Annotated in this window: 1 rRNA gene; it reads left to right on the plus strand. The window is 52.9% G+C overall.

Going from position 1 to position 512, the window contains the following annotated elements:
- Positions 1–512 (plus strand): 23S ribosomal RNA (locus tag PQG66_RS25265); the annotation flags it as partial.

Raw genomic sequence — 512 nt, forward strand, 5'->3', positions numbered from 1 at the left:
AGTACGTGGACGTAGACCCGAAACCGGGTGATCTACCCCTGTCCAGGTTGAAGGTGCGGTAACACGCACTGGAGGACCGAACCCACGCATGTTGAAAAATGCGGGGATGAGGTGGGGGTAGCGGAGAAATTCCAATCGAACTCGGAGATAGCTGGTTCTCCCCGAAATAGCTTTAGGGCTAGCCTCGGAAAACAGAGTCGTGGAGGTAGAGCACTGATTGGGTGCGGGGCCCGCAAGGGTTACCAAGCTCAGTCAAACTCCGAATGCCATAGACTTACTTCCGGGAGTCAGACAGTGAGTGCTAAGATCCATTGTCAAGAGGGAAACAGCCCAGACCATCAGCTAAGGTCCCCAAGTGTGTGTTAAGTGGGAAAGGATGTGGAGTTGCACAGACAACCAGGATGTTGGCTTAGAAGCAGCCATCATTGAAAGAGTGCGTAATAGCTCACTGGTCGAGTGACTCTGCGCCGAAAATGTAACGGGGCTAAACACACCACCGAAGCTATGGCTTG

The sequence above is a fragment of the Paenibacillus sp. JJ-100 genome, assembly GCF_948329825.1.
GTDB lineage: Bacteria > Bacillota > Bacilli > Paenibacillales > Paenibacillaceae > Paenibacillus.